The organism is Pseudomonas oplopanacis, from assembly GCF_057128725.1.
In genome coordinates this window covers 152,137-178,062 of record NZ_JBSKHV010000010.1, presented here as the reverse complement: position 1 = coordinate 178,062, position 25,926 = coordinate 152,137, and the positions used below count along the sequence as shown (strand labels likewise).

General features: G+C 60.8%; 18 protein-coding genes. 9 read left to right on the top strand and 9 right to left on the bottom strand.

The annotated features are described in order from the left end of the window. Positions 1-121: 121 nt before the first annotated feature. The 7 genes from ACWKV5_RS20265 to ACWKV5_RS20235 all read right to left on the bottom strand — a co-directional run bounded on the left by ACWKV5_RS20265 (position 122) and on the right by ACWKV5_RS20235 (position 11,233). Entirely contained in the window at positions 122-1,651 is a 1,530-nt protein-coding gene (locus ACWKV5_RS20265) for a DHA2 family efflux MFS transporter permease subunit (RefSeq protein ID WP_483842734.1), read from the bottom strand. A 61-nt stretch (positions 1,652-1,712) separates the two neighbouring features. Continuing rightward, positions 1,713-2,930, bottom strand: a complete 1,218-nt coding sequence (locus ACWKV5_RS20260) for an EmrA/EmrK family multidrug efflux transporter periplasmic adaptor subunit (RefSeq protein ID WP_483842733.1) — start codon at positions 2,928-2,930, stop codon at positions 1,713-1,715. A 15-nt stretch (positions 2,931-2,945) separates the two neighbouring features. Then, on the bottom strand, positions 2,946-4,415 hold the full coding sequence (locus tag ACWKV5_RS20255; protein ID WP_483842732.1) for an efflux transporter outer membrane subunit: 1,470 nt from the start codon (positions 4,413-4,415) through the stop codon (positions 2,946-2,948). Beyond that, positions 4,412-4,885, bottom strand: coding sequence for a MarR family winged helix-turn-helix transcriptional regulator (locus tag ACWKV5_RS20250; RefSeq protein WP_483842731.1), 474 nt, complete (start codon positions 4,883-4,885; stop codon positions 4,412-4,414). The genes ACWKV5_RS20255 and ACWKV5_RS20250 overlap by 4 nt, the downstream gene beginning before the upstream one ends. Positions 4,886-5,123: 238 nt before the next feature. Beyond that, positions 5,124-8,792 carry a translocation/assembly module TamB domain-containing protein gene (locus ACWKV5_RS20245; RefSeq protein WP_483842730.1) on the bottom strand — a complete coding sequence of 1,223 codons (3,669 nt, stop codon included), beginning with the start codon at positions 8,790-8,792 and terminating at the stop codon, positions 5,124-5,126. Continuing rightward, entirely contained in the window at positions 8,789-10,516 is a 1,728-nt protein-coding gene (locus tag ACWKV5_RS20240) for an autotransporter assembly complex protein TamA (RefSeq protein WP_483842729.1), read from the bottom strand. The genes ACWKV5_RS20245 and ACWKV5_RS20240 overlap by 4 nt, the downstream gene beginning before the upstream one ends. A gap of 66 nt (positions 10,517-10,582) precedes the next feature. Further along, on the bottom strand, positions 10,583-11,233 hold the full coding sequence (locus tag ACWKV5_RS20235; RefSeq protein WP_010458800.1) for a GNAT family N-acetyltransferase: 651 nt from the start codon (positions 11,231-11,233) through the stop codon (positions 10,583-10,585). Positions 11,234-11,532: 299 nt separating this feature from the next. Here ACWKV5_RS20235 and xthA point away from each other — a divergent pair, with 299 nt between their 5' ends. Beyond that, a complete protein-coding gene (gene xthA / locus ACWKV5_RS20230; protein ID WP_140667798.1) occupies positions 11,533-12,345 on the top strand; it encodes an exodeoxyribonuclease III in 813 nt (270 codons plus the stop codon). A 142-nt stretch (positions 12,346-12,487) separates the two neighbouring features. Next, positions 12,488-13,828, top strand: a complete 1,341-nt coding sequence (locus ACWKV5_RS20225; protein ID WP_483842728.1) for a substrate-binding domain-containing protein — start codon at positions 12,488-12,490, stop codon at positions 13,826-13,828. A 119-nt stretch (positions 13,829-13,947) separates the two neighbouring features. On the opposite strand, the gene ACWKV5_RS20220 is transcribed toward ACWKV5_RS20225, so the two are convergent. Beyond that, positions 13,948-15,177 (bottom strand): acyl-CoA dehydrogenase, encoded by a 1,230-nt coding sequence (locus ACWKV5_RS20220; protein WP_483842727.1) that lies wholly within the window; start codon positions 15,175-15,177, stop codon positions 13,948-13,950. A gap of 153 nt (positions 15,178-15,330) precedes the next feature. On the opposite strand from ACWKV5_RS20220, the gene ACWKV5_RS20215 reads away from it, so the two are divergent. The 3 genes from ACWKV5_RS20215 to ACWKV5_RS20205 all read left to right on the top strand — a co-directional run bounded on the left by ACWKV5_RS20215 (position 15,331) and on the right by ACWKV5_RS20205 (position 17,737). Further along, entirely contained in the window at positions 15,331-16,260 is a 930-nt protein-coding gene (locus ACWKV5_RS20215; RefSeq protein WP_046032527.1) for a LysR family transcriptional regulator, read from the top strand. 116 nt (positions 16,261-16,376) lie between these two features. Further along, the gene (locus tag ACWKV5_RS20210; RefSeq protein ID WP_027925069.1) at positions 16,377-16,778 is read left to right on the top strand and encodes a MerR family transcriptional regulator; all 402 of its coding nucleotides are present in this window, start codon (positions 16,377-16,379) and stop codon (positions 16,776-16,778) included. Positions 16,779-16,837: 59 nt separating this feature from the next. Continuing rightward, positions 16,838-17,737: a hydroxymethylglutaryl-CoA lyase gene (locus tag ACWKV5_RS20205; protein ID WP_483842726.1), complete on the top strand. Its 900-nt coding sequence runs from the start codon at positions 16,838-16,840 to the stop codon at positions 17,735-17,737. A gap of 614 nt (positions 17,738-18,351) precedes the next feature. Here the strand turns inward: ACWKV5_RS20205 and ACWKV5_RS20200 are convergent. Continuing rightward, complete coding sequence (locus tag ACWKV5_RS20200) at positions 18,352-20,049, bottom strand: AMP-binding protein (RefSeq protein ID WP_483842725.1); 1,698 nt, start codon at positions 20,047-20,049, stop codon at positions 18,352-18,354. Positions 20,050-20,341: 292 nt separating this feature from the next. On the opposite strand from ACWKV5_RS20200, the gene ACWKV5_RS20195 reads away from it, so the two are divergent. The 4 genes from ACWKV5_RS20195 to ACWKV5_RS20180 are packed head-to-tail and all read left to right on the top strand — an operon-like array spanning position 20,342 to position 25,900. Further along, complete coding sequence (locus ACWKV5_RS20195; protein WP_046032531.1) at positions 20,342-21,505, top strand: isovaleryl-CoA dehydrogenase; 1,164 nt, start codon at positions 20,342-20,344, stop codon at positions 21,503-21,505. Between the two features lie 12 nt (positions 21,506-21,517). Beyond that, on the top strand, positions 21,518-23,125 hold the full coding sequence (locus ACWKV5_RS20190) for a carboxyl transferase domain-containing protein (RefSeq protein ID WP_027925065.1): 1,608 nt from the start codon (positions 21,518-21,520) through the stop codon (positions 23,123-23,125). A gap of 13 nt (positions 23,126-23,138) precedes the next feature. Beyond that, positions 23,139-23,951, top strand: a complete 813-nt coding sequence (locus tag ACWKV5_RS20185) for a gamma-carboxygeranoyl-CoA hydratase (protein ID WP_483842724.1) — start codon at positions 23,139-23,141, stop codon at positions 23,949-23,951. Continuing rightward, complete coding sequence (locus ACWKV5_RS20180) at positions 23,951-25,900, top strand: acetyl/propionyl/methylcrotonyl-CoA carboxylase subunit alpha (protein ID WP_483842723.1); 1,950 nt, start codon at positions 23,951-23,953, stop codon at positions 25,898-25,900. Before ACWKV5_RS20185 ends, ACWKV5_RS20180 begins: the two co-directional genes overlap by 1 nt. The last annotated feature ends 26 nt before the right edge of the window (positions 25,901-25,926 follow it).

The window sequence follows — 25,926 nt, the reverse complement described above, 5'->3', positions numbered from 1 at the left end:
ACCGAACACAAAACCCTTGTAGGAGCCGGCTTGCTGGCGATAGCGGTTTATCATTCAACAACTTTATTGACTGAAAAAACGATATCGCCAGCAAGCCGGCTCCTACAGGATTGTGTTGCGCTTAATGGCCGGAAGCAGCAGGCCCCGCTTTCGCTGCAAACGGCGGTTTCGCCAGCCAAACGATCAGAATCAACCCCATGAACCCCCACCCCAGCAACGTGAAGTAATCCACGGTGGAGAGCATGTACGCCTGACTGGTCAGCACATGGTCGAGCTGCGCATAGGCCGGGTTACCCGCCCCGCCCAAGGTGTTCAGTGCATCGCGGGTGGCCGGGTCGAACGTGGTGATGCTTTCGCTCAGATACGCATGGTGCTGATCCGCCCGGCGAATCCAGATCCAGGTGGTCAGCGATGCCGCAAAACTACCGCCGAGGGTCCGCAGGAAGGTCGCCAGGCCCGCACCATCGGCGATCTGGCTCGGTGGCAGGTCCGACATCAAGATGCTCAGGGTCGGCATGAAGAACAGCGCCACGCCAATGCCCATGAACAGTTGCACCAGGGCGATGTGCTGGAAGTCGACCTCATTGTTGAACCCGGCGCGCATGAAGCAGCTCAGGCCAATGGCCAGGAACGCCAGACCGGCCAGCAGACGCAGGTCGAACTTGTGCGCGTACTTGCCGACAAACGGCGACATCAGCACCGGCAGAATCCCGATCGGCGCAACAGCCAGACCGGCCCAGGTCGCGGTGTAGCCCATCTGGGTTTGCAGCCATTGCGGCAGGATCAGGTTGATGCCGAAGAACCCGGCGTAACCGAGAACCAGCACCAACGTGCCGATACGGAAGTTGCGGTAGGCGAACAGCCTCAGGTTCACCACCGGGTGCTTATCGGTCATTTCCCAGATGATGAACACCGCCAGCGCTATCACGGAAATGGCGGAGCTAATCAGGATGAAATTCGACTCGAACCAATCCAGGTCATTGCCCTTGTCGAGGATAATCTGCAACGCACCGACGCCAATGATCAACGTGATCAGCCCCACGTAATCCATCGGTTGGCGGCTGGTTTCCACCGGGCGTGCCTTGAGTTGCTGGCGCACCACCATCACTGCGAAGACACCGATCGGCACGTTGATGAAGAAAATCCACGGCCAGCTGTAGCTGTCGGTAATCCAGCCGCCGAGGATCGGCCCTGCAATGGGTGCCACCACCGTGACCATCGCCAGCAACGCCAGGGCCATGCCGCGCCTCGCGGGGGGATAGACCGCGATCAGCAGCGTCTGGGTCATCGGGTACAACGGACCGGCCACCAGGCCTTGCAGCACTCGAAAGCCGATCAGCTCCGGCATCGAGGTCGAGATACCGCAGAGAAACGAGGCCAGCACAAACAGCACCGTGGCCCAGAGAAACAGCTTCACTTCACCGAAGCGGCGGCTGAGCCAACCGGTCAGCGGCAGCGCGATCGCGTTGCTCACCGCGAAGGACGTAATCACCCACGTGCCCTGCTCCGAACTCACGCCCAGGTTGCCGGAAATGGTCGGTAGCGCCACGTTGGCGATGGTGGTGTCGAGCACTTGCATGAAGGTCGCCAGCGACAGGCCGATGGTGCTGAGCAACAGGCTGGGCGGCGTGAAAGAGGCGTTATTGCTCATCGCTAATCCTTTGAAACCTGATTGGCGCCGCGCCTGTTATTGACGCAGCTGACCTTGTGGATCAGCGTTGCGCGGTCTTGCTGACCGCAGCGCTGTTGTCGTGGATCAACTGAGTGATCATCGCGTCGGCTTCAGCCAACTGACGGTCGTAGACGTTGGTGCTGAACGAGGCCTTTTGCGGCGGCTGTTGCGCCAGCACCGGGCCGCTCTGGTCGTGCAGGTTCACGTCGACCTGCGTCGACAGCCCCACGCGCAACGGGTGCTTGGCCAGTTCTTCGGCGTTGATGTGGATCCGCACCGGCACGCGCTGGACGATCTTGATCCAGTTACCCGTAGCGTTTTGCGCCGGCAGCAGGGCAAACGCACTGCCGGTACCGGCGCCGAGGCTGTCGATGGTGCCGCTGAATTTCACGTCGCTGCCGTACAGGTCGGCCTGGATGTCCACCGGCTGACCGATGCGCATGTCACGCAGCTGGGTTTCCTTGAAGTTGGCGTCGATCCACAGCTGATCCAGCGGAATCACCGCCATCAGCGCAGTGCCCGGCTGTACCCTTTGACCCAACTGCACGGAACGCTTGGCCACATAACCGGTGACCGGTGCAATCAAGGTGCTGCGTGAGTTGTTCAGGTAGGCCTGACGCAGTTGCGCGGCCGCCGACATCACGTCCGGGTGCGACGAGACCACGGTGTCATCGACCAGCGCACTGGTGGTTTTCAATTGCTGCTTGGCGTTGGCCAGGGCGTTTTGCGCCGAGGTCAGGTCGTCGCGAGCGTGGGACAGCTCTTCCTGGGAAATCGCACCGCCGGCGGCGAGGTTTTTCCGGCGATTGAAGTTGTCCTGGGCCTTTTGCACTTCAGCCTGCTGCGCGTTGACCTGAGCTTTCATACCGTCGACGTTACTGTACAAACCGCGTACCTGGCGCACGGTGCGCGCCAGATTGGCCTGTGCACTTTGCAGGCCGACTTCGGCGTCATTCGGGTCGAAGTTGATCAGCACCTGACCTTCGTGGACCAGGTCACCGTCATCGGCGCCGATGCTGACCACGGTGCCGGTGACCAGCGGGGTGATTTCCACCACGTTGCCGTTCACATAGGCGTCATCGGTGCTTTCGTTCCAGCGCCCGTAGAGTTCGTGATATCCCCAGACGCCGACTCCGGCGAGGACGACCAGGATGGCCAGCGCGACCAGCATGACTTGGCGTTTACGCGGATTGCTCGTGTCTTGAGCGTTCTCCGGCGCTGTGTTGGTTGGAGCAGCAGGTGTATCGACAGTGGCCATGACAAATACCTTGAATTAGTTGTGCTGCGTGGCTGGGAGGGCGTTGGCTGCGGTCAGGGTTTCGCCCTGAAAACCGCCGCCCAGCGCTTGCATCAATTGGATCGACAGGTCGATCTGCTCGGCATTCAGGTTGGCCAGCTGACGCTGGGCCTGGAGCAATTGCTGCTCGATGCTGAGCACGTCCAGGTAGTTGCCGATGCCGGAACCGTACCGCTGGACCACGGTGTTGTAGGAATCCTGGGCAATGTCGGTGGCATGCTGCTGCGCACCGATCTGCCGACCGATATCCCGCAGCTGATTAATGGTGTCGCTGACATCGCCGAGCGCTTTCACCAGGCTTTTGTTGTACTGCGCCACCGCGAGGTCGTAATCGGCGTCGCGCGAATCGAGGTCGGCGCGCAAGCGGCCACCGTCGAAAATCGGCACAGAAATGGTCGGGGCGATGTTGAAAAAACGGCTCGCCGAACCAAACATTGCATCCCCCAACAACGATTCGGCACCGGCCGCGGCGCTGAGGTTCAGGTTGGGATAGAACTGGGTTTTGCCGGCGGCGATGTTCTTGCTCGCGGCCTCGACCCGCCAGCGCGCGGCCACCAGGTCGGGACGACGACCGAGCAATTCGGCGGGCAGCACCGATGGCAAAGCCACAGCGCTGGCCTGAAGGATCTTCGGTCGGGCGATTTCGTTGCCGCGGTCCGGGCCTTTGCCGAGCAGCACCGCCAGGGCGATTTTTGCGCTGTTCAGGCGTTTCTCGGCGTCGATCAGGCTGGCTTCGGACGTGGCTTCCAGGCTTTGGGTCTGCTGGAACTGGTATTGGCTGTCGATGCCCGAGCTCAGGCGACGTTGGCCCAAGTCGAGCATTTGCCTGGTTCGTTTGAGGTCTTCATTGGCCAGGTCGTAGACGATGTGCGCCTGCCCCAAATCGCTGTAGGCGCGGGCGACGTCGGCGGACAGGGTCAACTGCGCGGCCTGTTGATCGACTTCGGCGGCGCGAGCCTGGCCCAACGCGGCTTCCCAGGTGTCACGCTGACCGCCCCACAGGTCGAAGTTGTAATTGAAGCTGGCGCCGATGTTGCGCACGGTGGCGTAAGTGCCACCCTGCCCGGTCGGGTCCTGGTCGCGGGACAAACGCGAACGGCTGACACCGGCGCTGGCATCGAGGGTCGGCATGCGCGCGGCGTCGGCGGCGTAGGCCGCGGCACTGGCCTGATGCGCGCGGGCGTCGGCGATTTGCATGTCGGGGCTGTCGTGCAGGGCTTCGCGGATCAGACCGTCGAGCTGCGGGTCGCCGAGGCTTTTCCACCAGTCGTTTTTCGGCCAGGCCGCCGGCGACAGGGTTACGCCGCTGAGGGACTGACCGGCCTTGAGGGTTTTCGCATCGAGGCTTTTGCCTTCGGTGGTCAAGCCGCTGTAGCTGGCGCAACCGGCCAGGGTCATGGCGGCCAGGACCAGGTTCAGCCCGGTGCGCAGGGTTTTACTGTTCATTTGTCACCTACCCGCAGCAGGGTGATCGAATCACCGGCGGCTATCAGGATTTTCTTGAGGATGTGTTCCAGGGTTTTCAACTCATCGGGGCTGATGGCGCCGGCCAACTCGTTCATGGCGTCGGCGCCAATGTGCGGCAGACGGTCGGCGAGGCTCTGGCCTTCGGCGGTCAGCACCAGTTGAACCTGGCGGCGATCCGCCTCGGAGCGTTGGCGGATGAGGAAACCTTTCTGTTCCAGACGATCGAGCATGCGGGTCATCGAGCCGCTGTCCAGCGACAGGTGACGGCACAACTCGGCCGGGGTATCGACGCCGTACTGGGCCACGATAATCATCACCTTGAACTGCGCGGCGGTGATGCCGTGGGGTTCCATGTGCGTGTCGATGATCCGGTCCTTGAGCAGCGCGGCACGCCCGAGCAGGAGGCCGAGGTGGCAGTTTTCGAAATCGTCCGGGGTGAAATGTTTCATTTGCTCACCTAATAACTGCCTAGGCAGTGAATGTATGACGAGATGTTACTGCCTAGGCAGCCAATGTCAACGCAATAGTTAGGTTGCTTGGTAATTAGTTGACCGATGGTGTCGGGTATTTGCGTCGGGCACACTGACGCCTTCGCGAGCAGGCTCGCTCCCACAGGTTCGGTGTGACACCTGTGGGAGCGAGCCTGCTCGCGAAGGGGGCGACTCGGTGTCGTGAAAGGAAACGGGTCTAGAAATCCCGCTTGTAGAAGATGTCCAGCGAACTCGCCACGCCGCTCGCCGCTTCGAGGTAGACCTTCTTGCTCAGCTTGTAGCGCAGGGCAATGGTGTTGGCCGGTTCAAACACGCCCACGCCATAACGCAAACTGAGTTTCTCGGAGATGTTGCCGCTGGCCACGACGGCGGTGGTGTTGCCGCTGCCCTGGGTATCCAGTTGGAAATCCTGAATCCCCAAATTCTTCGCCAACCCGCCGGTCACCCCGGAACTGCCCATCAAGCCCAAACCAAGCGCTGCCTGGGCCAGCATGTTGTTGTCTTCGCCGTTGCTGCTCAGCGGACGCCCCAGCACCAGATAGGACAAGGCCTGTTCCTGGCTCATGGCCGGTTCGGAGAAGATCTGCGTGGTCGGCTGCTCGGCACTGCCGCTCAGGCGAATACCGGCGATCACGTCGTCAGTCTGGCGAATGGCCTCGACGTCCAGGTACGGCTGATCGAGCGGGCCGGCAAACAACAAGCGCGCCCGGCGCACAGTCAGGCGCTGGCCGTAGGCGCGATAACGCCCGTCGTTGAGCCACAGCTCGCCGCGTGTGTCCAGGTTGTCGCCGATGTGCACATGCCCCTGCACATTCGCGGTCAGGCCAAACCCGGCAAAGCTCAGCTTGTCTTCGCCGACCACCACATCAATGTCCATTTTCATGGCCAACGGCGGTTTGCCTTCTTCGGTCTGCTGGCCGACGATCACCACGTCATCGGAGATCTTTACCGTGGAAGGTGGCAATTCGCGAATGGTGATCTCACCTCTGGGCACCTGCACTTTGCCGGCGATCGCCAACTCGTCGCCCTTCATCGAGATTTTCAGGTCCGGCGCGACTTCCAGCTTGGCGTACGGCTCGACGGTAACCGGTAACTGCGAGCCCTTGAGCGCCAGGTCCACCACCAGCGCCTGTCCCCAGGCGATGTTGCCGTTAAGGGTGCCCTGCCCGGTCTTGCCGCTTTTCCAGTCGCCATTCAATTGCACGGTTTCACCGGCAATCACCGCTCGCAGCTGCAAGGCTTGGAGTTCCATCGGCAGTTCAGCCCCGGAGACTTCGCCGTCGCTGAGCAGCAGGCTGCCGTTGACCTGCGGCGCCAACAGGCCACCGGAAATCGTGCCGCTGCCATTCAAGCGCCCGGTGAGCTTCTCGACCATCGGCACGAACGGCCGCGCCACCGACAGGTCCAGCCCGCTCAAACGGAATGAACCGGTGAGCGGTTTGTTTTTCGGCAACGGGTTGATTTGCGCCTGCACCATCAGTTCGCCGAGCTTGCCGCCGACGAAGTTGAGGTCGGTGTCGATGCGTTTCGGCGTGAGTTTGCTGGTGAGTTTCAGCGTCTGGTACGGGAAGTCCAGCCACTGGTCCTTCTCCTTCATGCGCAACGTGCCGCCGCTGGCGTCGATGCTGATCTGGCCATTCGGGCCGCTGGCCGGCAGGTCCAGTTGCAGGTCGGCGTTGAGGCTGCCCTTCCAGGCGAAATCCTTCGGCAGCCACTGCGCCAGGCTTTCAATCGGGAATTGCTTGAGGTGGAAACGCAGCTTCGGCTCCGGCATTAAACGCTGGTCTTCACCGCAAAGGCTGGCCGGGCCGGACATCCAGCAATGGGCGCCAAGGTTGATTTTGCCGTCCGCCAGCCGCTCCAGTTTCGCCGGGCCTTGCAACTTCCAGTCCTGCCCACCGGTCTGGATATCGCCGCTGGCCAGGCGACCGCGCCAGTTGCCTTTGTCCAGCGCGCCGTCGAGACCGAGCGCCAGTTTCAGCTGCGGGCCTTGCAGGTCGAGGCTGAGTTTCTGGTTTTTGATGTCGCCCTGGCCGCTGGCGGTCAGCGTGCCCAGTGAGGTGTCACCGGCCTGGATGCCGCTGCCCTTGAGGTCGATTTTCGCCCGCTGCGCACTGTCGAGCGTCGCGTCGAGATTGAGGCTTTGCAGGCGATTGTCGTCGAACGCCAGTTGCGTGCCTTGCAGCCCGAGCTTGCCTTGCGGCGCCTTGAGCGTGCCGGCGACATCGATGCGGCCGTTCAGTTGCCCGCGCAGTTGTGGCCAGAGCTGGGCCAGACGCGGCATCTTGATGTCGACCTGACCGGCAAGTTTCTGTTGCAGGCTGCCCTTGCCATTGATGCTGTTGTCGCCGAGGCGGATTTGCAGCGCGTTGAGGTTCCATTGCTCGCCACCGCCATCCGCCTTGGCCTGGATCACGGCGGGCTGCCCGCGCAGCTTTCCTTTCAAGTCGAGGTCGGCAGTGAGGCTGAGTTTGTCATTCTTCATCTCGCCTTTGCTGCGCAATGGTCCGGCCAGCATGCCCGGCAATTCCGCCACCCAGTACGCCGGGTTGATCGCTGACAGGTCGAGCGCGGTGTCCCACGCAATGCCGTCGGCGAATTGCAGGTTCAGGTGCCCTTCGGCCTTGCCCTGCCCGGCCTGGAGCTGGATTTGTTGCAGGTAGATTTTCGTCAGGTCACCGCTGAACGGACTGTTCAGGGTGAAAGCGCCGGCCGGGCCATCCGCCGCTGCCTGGAAGCTGCCGAGGTATTTGCCATCGGTGTAGGAGATGTCACCGTTGAAGCTGCGCAACGCCACTTCCGGCTCGTCGATCAGCGGATAGAGGCGGTGCCACGGGAAGTCCAGCCAGGCGATTTTCGCGTCGGCGCTCAGGCCTTTGCTCCAATCGAGGGTGCCGCTGAGCTTGAGGCTTTGCTTGTCGTTGGCGGTGAGGTCGAGGGCGGCGATCTGCGCGCCCTTGGCGTCGACCTTGCCTTGCAGCAGCAACGCAACCGGGCCTTGTTCGGCGGGCAGCGTGGCGTGGCCGAACAATTGGTAACCGTTTTTCAGGTCGCCGTCGCCGGTGAGTTCCAGTTGATTGAGTTGCAGGGTGTCTGGCAGGTCGGCGGCGGGTTTGAAGCCGTCGGCGGTGATGCGTACCTTGGCCGGCAAGTTGTCCGCCAGTGGTTGCATCTCGCCGGTCAATTGTCCGTTCAGGTAACCGCTGCTGTCGGCTTTCAGGTTCAGGGTTCTCAGCAGGTCGCCGTCAACCTTCAGCGCCAGTGTCCAGGGCGCGGGGGTTTGCAGGGTCAGTTGACCTTCAACCTTGAGCGGCCAGTTACCGGTGGGTTGCAGCAGGCCGGAGAGGTTCAGGCTCAGGTCATCGCGCTGCAACTTTACCGAATCGATCTGCATCCCTTGCGCGGTCCAGTGCGCCGCCAGTTGCAAGCCTTTGAGCTGCTCGCTGCCGTTGAACAGCAGGCTGCCGATCTGCACATCACCCAGCTCGATGGCCAGGGGTAACTTCAGATCCGGAAGGCTGATCGGCCCGCTGCTTTCTGCTTCAACACCGGGCGGAAATTGCAGGCTGACTTGATCGGCCTTCACCTGCTCAAGGCACAGCGTCATGCGGGTCAGGCACAGCGGCGACCAGGCGAAAATCACCTGGCTCAGCTCAACCCGGCTGGTGTCTTGCTGCCACAGCACATGATCGGCGCTCCACTGCCCGCCCAATCGGCCCTGGAAATTCTCGATGGTCAAACCCGGCACGAAGCCCAACGCCCAGCGACTGCCCGTGGCCGTGCCCAGCACCGAGACGATGCTCAGGACCACCAGCATCAGCAGCGCCAGAATCGCCAGCAGCGTTATTTTCAAACCACGATTCACAGCTCAGGCCCCATGGAAAAGTGCAGCCGAATGCCGCCGTCATCGTCCAGCGCGTGGGCCAGGTCGAGGCGGATCGGCCCCACCGGTGAGACCCAACGCACGCCGATGCCCACCCCGGTCTTGAGGTTCGGCAGTTCGAGTGTATTAAAAGAGTTGCCCTGGTCGACGAAGGTCGCGACCCGCCACTTCTCGGCGATGGAATATTGGTATTCGGCGCTGGCCGCGACCATGTAGCGGCCGCCGATGCGGTCGCCCTCGGAGTTCTCCGGGGACAGGCTTTGATAGTCGTAACCGCGCACGCTCTGATCGCCACCGGCGAAAAACCGCAGCGACGGCGGGACGGAACTGAAGCCGTTGGTGGCGCTGCCGCCCACCTGCACCCGGCCGAGAAAGCGATGTTTGTCGAAGACCGTGGTCAAGCCTTTCACCAATGCGGTGCCATATAGCAAATTGCTGTCTGAACCGAGGCCTTCTTTTGCCACTTTGGACTCGAATTGCAGGCGATAGCCGTTGTGCGGGTCGATGCGGTTGTCGCTTTTCAGGTAGGAATAGCTGACGCCGGGCATCAGCAATGTACTCAAACCCGAGTCGTCACCCAGGGAGTAATCCTCACGCTGCCATTTCAACGACACCACGCGCTGCCAGCCACTGGGCAATTTGCTGTGCCATTCCGGGCCGATGGTCAGCAGCTTGCTGTGGGTGTCGGTGCCGGCGATGTCTTCATTCTGGTAACCACCGGCAAAGCGCAGTTTGTCGGTCAGCGGCGGGTCCAGCGGGATGTCGTAGAACAGCCCGACGTTTTGCCGCGGCGCCGACAACTCGGCTTCCCAGCCATAACTGTGCCCCTGCGGATTGACCCAGTGTCGGGTCCAGTTGGCCTTGACCCGGGGACCGACGTCCGTGGAATACCCCAGGCCCAGGCCCATGGTTCGCGGCTTGCGCGTTTCGAGTTTAACGTCCACCGGGATCACGTCGTTCTTGGACGCCGTCGGTGCCGCATCGACGCGTACGCCTTCGAAATAACCACTCGATTGCAGCGCCTGGTTGAGTTCGGCAATGAGTTCGGAGTCGTAAGGCGCGCCTTCCTTGAACGGCACCATGCGTTGCAGCAGGTCTTCGTCGAACGGTGTGTCGCCTTCGAAACTGACTTTGCCCAGGGCATAGCGCGGGCCGCTGTCGTAGATCAGTTCGATATCAGCCACGCCGGCACGCGGGTCCACCGATAATTTCTGACTGGTGAAGTGACCACTGAAAAAACCGAAGCGCGAGGCCTGATTCTGGATCAGGCGCTTGGCGTCTTCGTAGTGACCATGATTGAGCACCGCGCCGGTTTTCAGCGACGCGCCTTGGGGCACACGAAAAGATTTGAGGGAAGCCGCCGGGCCGTCGACGCGAATCGTGACATTGCGCAGGTGTACGGGCTCGCCGGGGTCGATATTGAGCACCAGGCGCGGCGTCTTGCCACCCTTCACATCGCTGTCGATCTGCGGCTGGTAATAACCCAAGGCCTGGGCGGCCTTGCGCGCTTGTTCCTCGGCGCCACGACTGAAGCGCAACAACGCTTCTTCGTCACGATCGCCGAGGTTGCCGATATAGCCCTCTATATTGGCTTTCAGTTCATCGTTGGACGGTTTTATCCGCACATCCAATTCACTTTGCGCCAGCGCCGCGCAGCTGGTGATCAGCATCAACGCGCCACTGGTAATTCGTCCTGGAAATTTCATAGGCGCGGATGCTATCACGAGCTTGGGAGCGTGATAGAGCCTCGCTTGGCGTTAAAGTTCTACGGATTATGCCGTTGCGGTTTGCAGCACCTGCGGATTGGCGTGAAAAAACACGTGTTCGCGAATCGGTCCTACGGCAACCTCGCCGATTTCCTCATAACCTTGACGCTTATAGAACTCCAGATAGCGAGGATTCCCCGTGTCGAGGATCACGCCCTGGGAGGTTTCATCGACTGCGCACCAGTTATGCACCGCTTGCAGCAGTTGTTCGCCGAAGTGTTTGCCCTGGAACTGCGGGTGAATCCCCAACAGCGGCAGCACATGAACCGAATCACTCGGCACGCAGGCCGCGACGGCGGCGTGGTAATCGAGGTAGCGACGGGTGCAGCGAAAACCGGCGCTGAGCACCATGCGCAAACGCCAGGCCCAACTTTCAGTGATACCCAGGCGTCGTTGCGGCGGCGCAATCAGTGCGATGCCGATCAGCCGGTCGTTGACCAGCAGGCCGATGGCCGGCAAATCCTGAAGGAAATGCTGTTTGACCAGTTCGCGCACGGTGGCCCGCACACGATGTTCATAACCGGGGCGTTCGGCCTCGAACAGGTAACCGAAGGTCGGTTCGTGCCGGTAGGCGTGGTACAGCAGGGAGCGCGCTTCATGGGCATAGCCGCTGTCGAGCATGTGAATGTCGGCGATGGCGGTCGAGGTTTCAGGCATAACGGTTGATCTCCCCGGTACAGCTCAAATGGCTGTGCTCTTCTTGGTACGAGCCTATCGGTGCTGACACAGTTCCCTACTGATCGATATCAGTATTGGCGCGATCACCAGCAGGCTCGCTCCCACAAAGGTATAGACCAGACTGGCACTGGAGGAGTGAGCTTGCTCCGGGCGGCGTTCCGACGATGAGGCCCGCATTGGCGATGAAAGACCTACCGCCGGACACGAATCCCCTCACCCCACACTGGCCCGATTCCTACATGTCAGCTAGCATCGCCCTTTTGCCAGGACTGCCGACCATGAAGATCGTCTCCTTCAACATCAACGGGCTGCGCGCTCGCCCGCATCAGCTGGCGGCGCTGATCGAAAAACACCAGCCAGACGTCATCGGCCTCCAGGAAACCAAGGTTCACGATGACCAGTTCCCGCTGGCCGAGGTTCAGGCGCTGGGCTATCACGTTTATTTTCATGGGCAGAAAGGCCATTACGGCGTCGCCCTGCTCTCGCGCAAAGAACCGCTGGCCCTGCACAAAGGCTTCGCCACCGATGAAGAAGACGCTCAGCGCCGCTTCATCTGGGGCACGTTCGCCGACGCCAATGGCGTGCCGGTGACGATCATGAACGGCTATTTCCCACAGGGCGAAAGCCGCGACCACCCGACCAAGTTCCCGGCCAAGCAACGTTTCTACAGCGACCTGCAGCAACTGCTGGAAAGCCAGTTCAGCAACGATCAGCCGGTGGTCGTCATGGGTGACGTGAATATTTCCCCGGAAGACTGCGACATCGGCATCGGGCCGGACAACATGAAACGCTGGCTGAAAACCGGCAAGTGCAGCTTCCTGCCGGAAGAGCGCGAGTGGATGGCCCGCCTGAAAAACTGGGGCCTGGTGGACAGTTTCCGTCACCTGAACCCGGACGTGGCCGACCGTTTCAGCTGGTTCGACTACCGTAGCCGCGGCTTTGAAGACGAGCCCAAGCGTGGGCTGCGCATCGACTTGATCATGGCGTCCCATGGCTTGTTGCCACGGGTCAAGGATGCGGGCGTGGATTACGACCTGCGCGGGATGGAAAAACCCTCCGATCATGCGCCGATCTGGCTTGAATTGAGCTGATTTCCAAAACTAAACACAATTCCCCTGTAGGAGTGAGCCCCCTCGCCACGGCTCGCTCCCACAGTTATAAACAACTGTCATCTTTCGGAAATCTTACTGACTTATTCTCCCCGCACTTTCTTTGGTTTTTTAAGGTGCGGGCATGACGCTGCGCGTTTTGTTTCTATGGATGCTGTGCGCCGGCCTGCCCTTGACGGCAGCGGCCGCTGATTTACCCACACCCGCCAATGGTCCGGTGCTGCGCATCCAGGGCTCCAACACCATCGGTGCGGCATTGGGCCCGGCGTTGGTCGAAGGGCTGTTGCGCGAACAAGGCCTGCTCAAGGTTCACAGCGAAGCACCGGACACCGCGAACGAATTGCGCATCGTCGGCGAAACGCCACAGGGCCGTCGCGTCGTGGTGGAAGTGGCGGCGCATGGTTCCAGCACCGGTTTCACCGCGCTGAAAAATGCCACGGCCGACCTCGCCGCCTCCTCGCGTCCGATCAAGGACAGCGAAGTGGTGGACCTCGAACCCTTGGGCGACTTCAAAAGCCCCGACGCCGAACAAGTCATCGCCATCGATGGCCTCGCCATCATCCTTCACCCGCAGAACCCACTGAACCAGCTCAACACCGAACAACTGGCGCGAATTTTCAGTGGCGAAGCCAGAACCTGGGAAGAACTCGGCGGCAGCGGTGGCGCGATTCATTTATATGCGCGGGATGACCAGTCGGGCACTTACGACACGTTCAAGGAATTAGTCCTCAGCCGTCGTGGGAAAACCCTGAACAGCGCCGCGAAACGCTTCGAATCCAGCGAACAATTGTCCGATGCCGTCAGCCTCGACCCGCAAGGTATCGGTTTCATCGGCCTGCCCTACGTGCGCCAGGCCAAAGCCGTGGCAATCGTCGATGGCCAATCCCAGGCGATGCTGCCGCTGAACAGCCTGATCGCCACGGAAGATTATCCGTTGTCGCGCCGACTGTTTTTCTACCTGCCGCCGCATGGGAAAAATCCTTGGGCCGAGGCCTTGGCGGTGTTCGCGCAAAGCAGCAAAGGCCAGGCGATTGTCGCGGCCAACGGTTTTATCGCCCAGACGGTCCAGGCCATCACGGTCATACCGAATGCGTTGATGCCCGAGGGCTATCAGGCACTCAGTCGTCATGCGCAGCGGCTGTCGGTGAATTTCCGTTTTGAAGAAGGCAGCGCGACGCTCGACAACAAGGCGCAGCAGGACCTGACGCGGGTGCTCGACTATATAAAGCAGCATGGCAAAACCAATCGTGACGTCACGCTGGTCGGGTTTGGCGATGCCAAGAGCGACCCGGCCCGCGCCGATCTGCTGTCGAAGCTGAGGGCGATGGCGGTGCGGCGGGAACTGGTGAAAAGCGGCGTGGTGTTTCGCGAGATTCGTGGCTTTGGCGCGGAAATGCCGGTAGCGGCGAACAGTGCGGATGAGGGGCGGATCAAGAATCGGCGGGTTGAGGTTTGGGTGTATTGAGTCAAATGTCGATGCGGTGGATCGGCTGACGCTATCGCGAGCAAGCTCGGCTCCCACAGGGATCACGCTGTACCTGTAGGAGCCGGGCTTGGCCGCGATGAACGATAACGCGGTCTGACTTACTGCCCGCTACGCATCATCTCTTTCGGCACATACTTGCCGATCTCGAATTTGCCGATCGCTGCGCGGTGCACCTCGTCCGGGCCGTCGGCCAGGCGCAGGGTGCGCTGCATGGCATACATGTAGGCCAGCGGGAAATCGTTGGAAACCCCTGCCCCACCGTGGATCTGGATCGCCCGGTCGATAACGCGCAGAGCCACGTTCGGCGCGACTACCTTGATCTGCGCGATTTCGCTCTTCGCCACTTTGTTGCCCACGGTGTCCATCATGTACGCCGCTTTCAACGTCAGCAGGCGGGCCATGTCGATTTCCATCCGCGAGTCGGCGATCTTGTCGATGTTGCCGCCCAGACGTGCCAACGGCTTGCCGAACGCGGTACGGCTGACCGAACGTTTGCACATCAATTCCAGCGCCCGCTCCGCCATGCCGATCGAACGCATGCAGTGGTGAATCCGGCCTGGGCCAAGACGACCCTGAGCGATTTCGAAGCCGCGTCCTTCGCCCAGCAGGACGTTTTCGTACGGCACGCGGACGTTTTCGAACAGCACTTCGGCGTGGCCGTGCGGCGCGTCGTCATAACCGAACACCGGCAACGGACGCACGATCTTCACGCCCGGGGTATCCACCGGCACCAGAATCATCGAGTGCTGGGCGTGGCGCGGCGCATCCGGGTCGCTCAGGCCCATGAAAATCAGAATCTTGCAGCGTGGATCGCAGGCGCCTGAGGTCCACCATTTTTTGCCGTTGATGACCCATTGATCGCCATCACGCACGGCCCGTGCGGCCATGTTGGTGGCGTCCGAAGAGGCTACGTCCGGCTCGGTCATGGCGAATGCCGAGCGGATCTCGCCGCGCAACAGCGGTTCGAGCCAGCGTTGTTTCTGTTCTTCGTTGGCGTAGCGCACCAGCACTTCCATGTTGCCGGTATCTGGCGCGGAGCAGTTGAACGGCTCCGGGCCCAGCAGCGAGCGGCCCATGATTTCGGCCAGCGGCGCGTATTCGAGGTTGGTCAGGCCGGCGCCGAGTTCAGACGCAGGCAGAAACAAATTCCACAGGCCTTCGGCCTTGGCCTTGAGTTTGAGTTCTTCCATGATCGCGGTCGGCTGCCAGCGATCGCCTTCGGCAACCTGGCGCTCGAACACCGCTTCGGCGGGATAAACGTAAGTGTCCATGAACGCAGTCACGCGCTCACGCAGTTCCTGGACCTTGGGCGAATAAGCGAAATCCATGAGCATTTACCTTCTTGGGCAGAGGTTGTTTTTGGTCATGTATCGATGCTAGAACAGCGCTGATAATTTACCTAGCCTATTCTCGGCGTGTATTAACATTCATCACCGATATATGATCGGGTGATTGAGAACCAACAATAAGAGTGCAGCGCAATGAATCTGAGCAAGGTCGACCTCAACCTTTTCATCGTCTTCGACGCGATCTACACCGAAGCCAACCTGACCCGTGCCGGGCAGATTGTCGGCATTACCCAGCCAGCGGTCTCGAACGCTCTGGCTCGCCTGCGCGAGACCTTCAACGATCCGTTGTTTGTGCGCACCGCCCAAGGCATGGTGCCAACGCCCATGGCCCAGAACATCATCGGCCCGGTGCGCAACGCCCTCTCCCTGTTGCGGGTGTCGGTGCAGGAAAGCCGCATTTTCAACCCGCTGCAGGCGGTCAAGACCTATCGCATCAGCATGACCGACCTCACCGAAGCGGTGATCCTGCCGCCGCTGTTCCAGCGCCTGCGTCGCCTCGCGCCGACGGTGATCATCGAAAGTTTCCTGTCAAAACGCCGCGAAACCACCAAGGAACTGGCGGCTGGCCGTCTCGATTTCGCCGTAGATGCGCCGCTTAACACCGATCCGCAAGTGCGCCACGTCAAGTTGATGGAAGACCGTTACGTTTGCGCCATGCGCAAGGGCCATCCGCTGGCGGGCAAAGAGAAATTCACGCTGGATGATTACCTGTCGCTGACCCATATCCACATTTCCAGCCGCCGCAGCGGTCTGGGCCATGTCGACCTGGCACTGGGGAAAATGGGTATTCAGCGCAAGATCGCCCTGCGTTCCCAGCATTACCTGATGGCCTCGCAAGTGCTGCAGCAGACCGACATGGTCATGACCGTGCCGGAGCGCTTTGCCCGTCGCAATGATTTGCACGCCTTCAGCCTGCCGGTCAACGACGTGCCGCCGGTGGAAACTCACCTTTACTGGCACGAAAGCACCGACCAGGACCCGGCGAACCGCTGGATGCGCGAGCAGATGATCGAGTTGTGCCAGCAGGTGACTGCGCATGAGAAGAAGCTTGAAAAGGTGTAGGACTTGATACCGAGGTGCTCGCGAAGGGGCCAGTAACGACACAGAAGACCCCAGCCCCTTGACGTAAACGTCAACCTGCCATTAGCTTAGCGCCATGACCTTTTTCGAGCGCTTCCATGAGCAGCCAGACCTATAGCATTTCCGACCTCGCCCGCGAGCTCGACATCACGACGCGGGCCATTCGCTTTTATGAAGAGCAAGGCCTGCTCAGCCCCGAGCGTCGCGGCCAGGAACGTATCTACTCGCCCCGCGACAAAGTCAGCCTGAAGCTGATCCTTCGCGGCAAGCGCATCGGATTTTCCCTGGCCGAGTGCCGCGAGCTGATCGAGCTGTATGACCCCACCGGCGGCAATCAAAAACAACTGCAAACCATGTTGAGCAAGATCGCCGAGCGTCGCGAACAGCTGGAACAGCAGATGCTCGACATCGAGCAGATGAAGCTTGAACTGGATACCGCGCAGGAACGCTGCACTCAAGCGCTGGAACAAACGATCCAGAACCAGAAGGTCATTCAATAGGGCAACACACTCCTACAGGGTTTTTTGAACATTCAGACAATCAGCACAGGTCGATTCCCATGTCTCTACCCACCCACGTACGCATGGTCGAAGTCGGCCCCCGCGACGGTCTGCAAAACGAAGCCCAGCCGATCAGCGTTGCCGACAAGGTTCAACTGGTCGACGCCCTGACCGCCGCCGGCCTCGGCTATATAGAAGTCGGCAGTTTCGTCTCGCCCAAGTGGGTGCCGCAAATGGCCGGTTCCGCTGAGGTCTTCGCGCAAATCCAGCGCAAACCCGGCGTGACCTATGGCGCACTCGCCCCCAACCTGCGCGGGTTTGAAGATGCGATGGTCGCCGGAGTCAAGGAAGTCGCGGTGTTTGCCGCCGCGTCTGAAGCCTTTTCCCAACGCAACATCAATTGCTCGATCAGCGAAAGCCTGGAGCGTTTCGTGCCGATCATGGACGCCGCCAAACAACACGGCGTGAGCGTGCGCGGTTACGTGTCCTGTGTGCTGGGTTGCCCTTACGAAGGTAACGTCGCCCCAGAGCAAGTCGCCCGGGTGGCGCGCGAGCTCTATGCCATGGGCTGTTACGAGGTGTCGCTGGGCGACACGATCGGCACCGGCACCGCTGGCGCCACGCGCAAGATGTTCGAGGTGGTCGCGGCCGACGTGCCCCGTGAAAAACTCGCCGGGCACTTCCACGACACCTACGGCCAGGCCATGGCCAACATCTACGCCAGCCTGCTGGAAGGGATCTCGGTGTTCGACAGCTCCATCGCCGGCCTCGGCGGCTGCCCGTACGCCAAGGGCGCCAGCGGTAACGTTGCCACTGAAGACGTGGTTTACCTGCTCAATGGCTTGGGCATCGATACCGGTATCGACCTGGATGCATTGATCCTGGCCGGCCAACAGATTTGCACGGTGCTGGGGCGTCCAACCGGTTCGCGCGTGGCCAAGGCTCGCAGCGCACAGTGAGTGTGTCGGGGTGTTACCGCACGGTCGCCAAGGTGGGCGCGAGCGAGTAACACGGAAACAGATTCCAGGGTTTTCCCTGATGCGAAAAACCCTACAAAATCACAAAGCATTGATTTTAAAGGATTTTTAAAAGTTGGCACGGCTTCTGCTATCTCTACTGCATAACAAGAACAAAAAAAGCAGCAAGCCCTAATAAAAATAAGACGTAACGACTCTGACATAACAAAAACAACACGGCAGAGACGCAGCTAACAGATTTTTTTGGAGAGGATGTGCTTTTCAGGGTGCTTTTCGGAGTCACCCGCAACCGGGCAGAGAACAATAAAACTACCGTCAGGTAGCTCCCGAACTGGTTGGATCGCTCAGCGAAAAAGTAGATCAGCGCTCAAAAAAATACGTTTGCTCTTGATCCCGGATGGGGATCGACAAAAACAGCGGTAAAGGGTCACGGTCACCAAAAACAAAAACAGACCGCCCCTCAATAATAAAAAAAGAGCACGCGCAACGACAAAATTAAAGGGGAGCTTCGGCTCCCCTTTGTGCTGTCTGACATTCAGGTTTTCCTCGATTAGAAATGTGGGAGCGAGCAGGCTCGCTCCCACAGTGGTTTGTGGTCAGTCTTGGTTACCGCGCAGTTCTTCGATACTGATCTCGCGCATCCGGAATTTCTGGATCTTGCCGGTCACGGTCATCGGAAACTCCTCCACAAACTTGAAGTAACGAGGCGTCTTGAAGTGCGCAATGCGCTCTTTGCACCAGGCTTGCAGTTCTTGCTCGGTGGCGCTGTGGCCCGGGTGGAACTTGATCCAGGCAACAATCTCTTCGCCATAGCGCGAGCACGGAATGCCGATCACCTGCACGTCCGCCACCGCCGGGTGGGTAAAGAAAAACTCTTCCAGCTCCCGCGGGTAAACGTTCTCGCCGCCACGGATGATCATGTCCTTGTTGCGTCCGGCAATGCACACGTAGCCTTCGTCGTTCATGCTCGCCAGGTCACCGGTGTGCATCCAGCCGGCCTGATCGATGGCTTCTGCGGTGCCTTGCGGGTTGTTCCAGTAGCCGAGCATCACGCTGTAGCCACGGGTACACAGTTCGCCAATGGTGCCGCGCGGCACGAGATTACCGGCCTCGTCGATGATTTTGCTTTCCAGCTGCGGCTGGGTGCGGCCGACGGTGGTCACGCGTAATTCCAATTCGTCTGACGGTCCGGTCTGCAAAGACACGGGGCTGGTTTCCGTCATGCCGTAGGCAATCTGCACTTCGTTCATGTGCATTTCATTGATGACCCGGCGCATCACTTCGATCGGGCACGTGGCACCGGCCATGATCCCGGTGCGCAGGCTCGACAGATCAAATTCGGCACGCTTGGGTTGATCGAGCATGGCGATGAACATCGTTGGTACGCCATACAGCGCCGTGGCTTTTTCTTCAGCGACAGTGGTCAGGGTCAGCAAGGGATCGAAGGCATCGTTCGGGTAAATCATGGTGCTGCCATGGGTGATGCAGCCCAGGTTACCCATGACCATGCCGAAGCAGTGATACAGCGGCACCGGGATCACCAGGCGATCGTTAGCAGTCAAGCCAAGGCTTTCGCCGACCATGTAACCGTTATTGAGAATGTTGTAGTGACTGAGGGTCGCGCCTTTCGGGAACCCGGTGGTGCCGGAGGTGTACTGGATGTTCACCGGCTGATCGAAATGCAGGCTGTCCTGGCGTTCGCGCAGCTGTTCAATCGAAACGCTGGCGGCCAGATCAGCCAATTGCGACCACGGCAGAAAACCTGACGGTGGCTGCGCATCCAGGCTGATGACGCCGCGCAGATCAGGCAGGCGTTCACTGTGTAACTGTCCGATGGATTGCTCGGCCAGCTCGGGAACCAGGCCTTGCAGCATCGCGTGATAGTTGGAAGTTTTGAAGGCGCCGGCGCAGACCAGCCATTGGCAACCGGATTGCTTCAATACGTATTCGAGTTCGGAACTGCGGTACGCCGGGTTGATGTTGACCAGAATTACGCCGATTTTCGCGCTGGCGAATTGGCTGATGCACCACTGCGCGCAGTTCGGCGCCCAGATGCCGAGTCGATCACCGGCCTGCAAGCCCAGCGCGAGCAACGCTCTGGCATGCAAGTCAACGACCTCGGCCAGTTGCTGCCAGGTGTAGCGCAGCTGTTGATGGCGCACGACCAGCGCCTCCCCGGTCGCATGCTGCGCGACGGTGTGATCGAACGCCTGGCCGATGGTCATCGCCAGCAAGGCTTTGTCCTGGGAACCACGGGTATAGCTGCGCTGCGGGCTTGCACTGGGTTGATCCATGACGACCCCTATTGTCTTTATTTAGTGGGTTGGCGACGGTCACCTGTGGGAGCGAGCCTGCTCGCGAAGAGGTCGGCACATTCAACAATGATGTCGACTGATCCGTCGCTTTCGCGAGCAGGCTCGCTCCCACAGGGTGTCCGCGTTCTATCTTGAACTGGCTCTACTCTCGCTCAAGTTGACGTTAACGTAAAGGGTGATTGACAGCCATCCGTCACAGGCTTACGTTAACGTAAAGGTGAGAGCCGAATCACTGCCCTCCCCACCCTACAAAAAAGCCAAAAGGTGCCCCATGAGCTACCCATCCCTGAATTTTGCCCTCGGTGAAACCATCGACATGCTGCGCGATCAGGTTCAGTCCTTCGTCGCCAAAGAGATCGCCCCGCGCGCCGCTCAGATCGACATCGACAACCTGTTCCCCGCTGACCTGTGGCGCAAATTCGGCGACATGGGCCTGCTGGGCGTGACCGTTCCGGAAGAGTACGGCGGCGCTGGCCTGGGTTACCTGGCCCACGTGGTGATCATGGAAGAAATCAGCCGCGGCTCGGCGTCGGTTGCCCTGTCCTACGGCGCCCACTCCAACCTCTGCGTCAACCAGATCAACCGCAACGGCAACCACGAGCAAAAATCCAAGTACCTGCCGAAGCTGATCAGCGGCGAACACATCGGCGCCCTGGCCATGAGCGAACCGAATGCCGGTTCCGACGTGGTCTCGATGAAACTGCGCGCCGACAAACGCGGCGACAAGTACGTGCTCAACGGCAGCAAGACCTGGATCACCAACGGGCCTGATGCCAACACCTACGTGATCTACGCCAAGACCGACCTGGAAAAAGGTCCGCACGGCATCACTGCGTTCATCGTCGAACGCGACTGGAAAGGTTTCAGCCGCAGCAACAAGTTCGACAAGCTCGGCATGCGCGGCTCCAACACCTGCGAGCTGTTCTTCGATGACGTTGAAGTGCCGGAAGAAAACATCCTCGGCGTGCTCAATGGCGGCGTGAAAGTGCTGATGAGCGGCCTCGACTACGAGCGCGTCGTCCTTTCGGGTGGCCCGACCGGGATCATGCAAGCTTGTATGGACCTGATTGTTCCGTACATCCACGACCGCAAGCAGTTCGGCCAAAGCATCGGCGAATTCCAGCTGATCCAGGGCAAAGTCGCTGACATGTACACCCAGCTCAACGCCAGCCGCGCTTACCTCTACGCGGTGGCCCAGGCCTGCGAACGTGGCGAAACCACGCGCAAGGACGCTGCCGGCGTGATCCTCTACAGCGCCGAACGCGCCACGCAAATGGCCCTCGACGCGATCCAGATTCTCGGTGGCAACGGCTACATCAACGAATTCCCGGCCGGTCGTCTGCTGCGTGACGCCAAGCTGTACGAAATCGGCGCCGGCACCAGTGAGATCCGTCGCATGCTGATCGGTCGCGAACTGTTCAACGAAACCCGCTAATCGGAGCTGTCCATGGCTATCCTGCATACCCAGCTCAACCCCCGTTCGGCGGAGTTCGCGGCCAACAGCGCGGCGATGCTCAAACAGGTCGACGCCCTGCACACCCTGCTCGCCCAAGTGCAGCTCGGTGGTGGCCCGAAGGCCCAAGAACGCCACACCTCGCGGGGCAAACTGCTGCCTCGCGAGCGCATCAATCGCTTGCTCGATCCGGGCTCGCCGTTCCTTGAGATCAGCCAACTGGCGGCCTACGAGGTGTACGGTGAAGACGTTCCAGCCGCGGGCGTGATTGCCGGGATCGGCCGCGTGGAAGGCGTCGAGTGCATGATCGTCGCCAACGATGCCACGGTGAAAGGTGGTTCGTATTACCCGCTGACCGTGAAAAAACACCTGCGCGCCCAGACCATCGCCCAGCAGAATCGCCTGCCGTGCATCTATCTGGTGGACTCTGGTGGCGCCAACTTGCCGCGTCAGGATGAAGTGTTCCCGGACCGCGAGCACTTCGGGCGAATCTTCTTCAACCAGGCCAACATGAGCGCCATGGGCATTCCGCAGATTGCCGTGGTGATGGGCTCGTGCACCGCCGGAGGTGCGTATGTGCCGGCGATGGCGGACGAAGCGATCATGGTGCGCCAGCAAGCGACGATTTTCCTCGCCGGCCCGCCGCTGGTAAAAGCCGCAACCGGTGAAGTGGTCAGCGCCGAAGACCTCGGCGGGGCCGATGTGCACTGCAAGATTTCCGGGGTTGCCGACCATTACGCCGAAAGCGATGAACACGCCTTGGCCATTGCCCGACGCAGCGTTGCCAACCTCAACTGGCGCAAGCTCGGTGAGCTGCAACAACGCGCCCCGATTGCCCCGCTCTACGCCAGCGACGAGCTATATGGCGTAGTCTCGGCGGACGCCAAGCAGCCGTTCGATGTGCGCGAAGTGATCGCGCGTCTGGTCGACGGTTCGGTGTTCGATGAATTCAAGGCACTGTTCGGGACCACACTGGTGTGCGGTTTTGCCCACCTGCACGGTTACCCGATCGCGATCCTCGCCAACAACGGCATCCTGTTCGCCGAAGCCGCGCAGAAAGGCGCGCACTTTATCGAACTGGCCTGTCAGCGCGGCATCCCGTTGCTGTTCCTGCAAAACATCACCGGCTTCATGGTCGGCCAGAAGTACGAGGCCGGCGGCATCGCCAAGCATGGCGCGAAACTGGTGACCGCCGTGGCGTGCGCCAAGGTGCCGAAATTCACCGTGATCATCGGCGGCAGCTTTGGTGCAGGTAACTACGGCATGTGCGGTCGGGCCTATGACCCGCGCTTCCTGTGGATGTGGCCGAACGCACGCATCGGCGTGATGGGCGCCGAGCAAGCCGCGGGCGTGTTGGTGCAGGTCAAACGCGAGCAGGCCGAGCGCAGTGGCCAAGGCTTCAGCGCCGAGCAGGAAGCCGAGATCAAGCAACCGATCCTCGATCAATACGAAGAACAGGGTCACCCCTACTACTCCAGCGCACGGCTGTGGGACGACGGCGTCATCGACCCCGCTCAGACCCGTGATGTGCTGGCCCTGGCCTTGTCCGCGTCGTTGAACGCGCCTATCGAACCGAGCCGCTTCGGCGTGTTCCGGATGTGATCGGGAGAAAACCATGAGCGACTTCAAGACCCTCGAACTGCTGACCGACCCACGGGGTTTCGCCACCCTGTGGCTCAGCCGTGAAGAAAAGAACAACGCATTCAATGCTGAAATGATCCGCGAACTGATCCTCGCGTTGGACACCGTTTCCAGCGACGCCAGCCTGCGCTTTTTGCTGGTGCGTGGACGCGGCAAGCATTTCAGCGCCGGCGCGGACCTGGCGTGGATGCAGCAATCGGCCGAGCTCGATTACCACACCAACCTCGACGACGCCCGGGAACTGGCGGAGTTGATGTACAACCTCGCCAAACTGAAAATCCCGACCCTGGCCGTGGTGCAAGGCGCCGCGTTCGGCGGTGCGCTGGGCCTGATCAGTTGCTGCGACATGGCGATTGGCACCGACGACGCGCAGTTCTGCCTGTCGGAAGTGCGCATCGGCCTGGCGCCAGCGGTGATCAGCCCGTTCGTGGTGCAAGCCATCGGCGAGCGCGCGGCCCGCCGTTATGCGCTGACCGCTGAACGCTTCGGCGGGCAACGGGCGCGGGAAATCGGTTTGTTGTCGGAAAGCTATCCGGCTACCGAGCTTGAGCAAAAAGTCGAACAGTGGATCGACAACCTGCTGCTCAACAGCCCCGCCGCCATGCGCACCAGCAAAGACTTGTTGCGTGAAGTCGGGCACGGCGCGCTGACCCCGGCCCTGCGCCGTTACACCGAAAACGCCATTGCCCGCATCCGCGTCAGCCCTGAAGGTCAGGAAGGCCTGCGTGCCTTTTTGCAAAAGCGTCCGCCGAGCTGGCAAGCCCCCACCACCAAGGAGCCGCGTTGATGAGCGCACCTGTTCTCACCACCTTGCTGGTGGCCAACCGTGGCGAAATCGCCTGCCGGGTCATGCGCACCGCCAAAGCCCTGGGCCTGACCACCGTGGCCGTGCACAGCGCCACTGACCGTGAAGCGCGACACAGCCGTGAAGCGGACATCCGCGTCGACCTCGGTGGCAGCAAAGCCGCCGACAGTTACCTGCAAATCGACAAGCTGATTGCGGCAGCCAAGGCCAGCGGCGCTCAGGCGATCCATCCGGGTTACGGCTTTTTGTCGGAGAACGCCGGGTTTGCCCGTGCGATTGAAGACGCCGGCCTGATCTTCCTCGGCCCACCCGCCTCGGCCATCGACGCCATGGGCAGCAAATCCGCCGCCAAAGCGCTGATGGAAACTGCCGGCGTGCCATTGGTACCGGGTTATCACGGCGAAGCGCAGGACTTCGACACCTTCCGCGACGCGTGTGAGCGCATCGGTTATCCGGTGCTGCTCAAGGCCACCGCCGGCGGTGGTGGCAAGGGCATGAAAGTGGTCGAGGACGTCAGCCAGTTGGCGGAAGCCCTGGCCTCGGCGCAGCGTGAAGCAAAATCCTCCTTCGGCGACTCACGGATGCTGGTGGAGAAGTACCTGCTCAAACCGCGCCATGTGGAAATACAGGTTTTCGCCGACCAGCATGGCAACTGCCTGTACTTGAATGAGCGCGACTGCTCGATCCAGCGTCGCCACCAGAAAGTCGTCGAAGAAGCACCTGCGCCAGGCTTAAGCCCAGAGCTGCGTCGCGCCATGGGCGAAGCGGCCGTGCGTTCGGCGCAAGCCATTGGTTATGTCGGCGCCGGCACCGTGGAGTTTTTGCTGGATTCGCGCGGCGAGTTTTTCTTCATGGAAATGAACACGCGCCTGCAGGTAGAGCACCCGGTCACCGAAGCCATCACCGGCCTCGACCTGGTGGCCTGGCAGATTCGCGTGGCCCGTGGCGAAGCGTTGCCGATGACCCAGGCCGAAGTGCCGCTGATCGGTCACGCGATTGAAGTGCGGCTATACGCCGAGGACCCGGCCAATGATTTCCTGCCGGCCACCGGGCGTCTGGAACTGTACCGTGAATCGGCCGAAGGCCCGGGACGTCGGGTCGACAGCGGTGTTGAAGAAGGCGATGAGATTTCGCCGTTCTACGACCCGATGCTCGGCAAGCTGATTGCCTGGGGTGAGGATCGCGAACAGGCGCGGTTGCGCCTGTTGAGCATGCTTGATGAGTTTGCGATTGGAGGGCTCAAGACCAACATCAACTTCCTGCGCCGGATCATTGCGCACCCGGCGTTTGCCGCGGCAGAACTGGACACCGGGTTTATCCCGCGCTTCCAGGAGCAATTGTTGCCCGCGCCGTCGGACCTCAGCGATGCATTCTGGCAAGCGGCCGCCCAAGCGGTTGCCCAGAGCCAGGCCGCTTCACCGCGTGCAGATGACGTCAGTTCGCCATGGGCCATCAGCAATGGTTTCCGGGCTGGATTGCCGAAAGAAATCACTTTGCACTTGAGCTGCGAAGGCCAGGATCGCGCGTTGACCCTGGGCGATGTCTGCACGGCTCAGCTTAAAGGCGAGCAATTGCTGACCGAGCTCCACGGCGTACGCCGCCAGCACCGGGCGATCCGCCGTGGTGACTCGGTTTATCTGCAATGGGACGGTGAGCTGCGCCGCATCGAGTCCTACGACCCGATCAGCGCCGTCGAGGCCAGCCACAGCCATCAAGGTGGGCTCACCGCCCCAATGAACGGCAGCATCGTGCGTGTGCTGGTGGAGGCCGGGCAAACGGTCGAAGCCGGGGCGCAATTGGTGGTGCTGGAGGCGATGAAAATGGAGCACAGCATTCGTGCGCCCCACGCGGGTGTGATCAAGGCCTTGTATTGCCAGGAAGGCGAAATGGTCAGCGAAGGCAGTGCATTGGTCGAACTGGAAGAAGCGTGAAATGAAGATCGGTCCTACGTTCTACG